1 pseudogene is annotated in these 383 nt (G+C 36.6%); it reads right to left on the bottom strand.

The annotated features are described in order from the left end of the window. Nucleotides 1-320: pseudogene (locus tag KTQ83_RS12080) on the bottom strand (IS21 family transposase); the annotation flags it as partial. Between the last annotated feature and the right edge of the window lie 63 nt (nucleotides 321-383).

Below are 383 nucleotides of genomic sequence, written 5' to 3'. Positions count from 1 at the left end.
TAGTCTGCCATTTCCTGATATGATTTGTTTAATATTGGATCCTCATATTTCTTGTTTTGGATAATTCCTACTTTTAGATTGTCTGGGATCAGAAGTCTTGTAACTCCGCCAAAATAACGGTAAGCCTGGATATGGCAATCGACCCAATCATTGATTTTCATGCTTGGACATGCTTGAACATAACTGTACATACTAAATGGTAATGTTGCCTCAAATAAATATGCAGGGATTGCTTCTCCTGTGTAACGATCATACACATACATACGGGTGCCATTCCAATCAACCATCATTTTATCACCCGGTTTATGATTGATATGCATCGTAAGATTATGCTTTTTAACGTAATCACGATATCGTTCGCAAAAGTAGCTATACTGGTAAAA

The sequence above is a fragment of the Holdemanella porci genome (genome assembly GCF_019052655.1).
Lineage (GTDB): Bacteria > Bacillota_I > Bacilli_A > Erysipelotrichales > Erysipelotrichaceae > Holdemanella > Holdemanella hominis.
The sequence above is the reverse complement of the archived record's forward strand: the minus strand, read 5'-3'. Positions and strand labels throughout refer to the sequence as shown.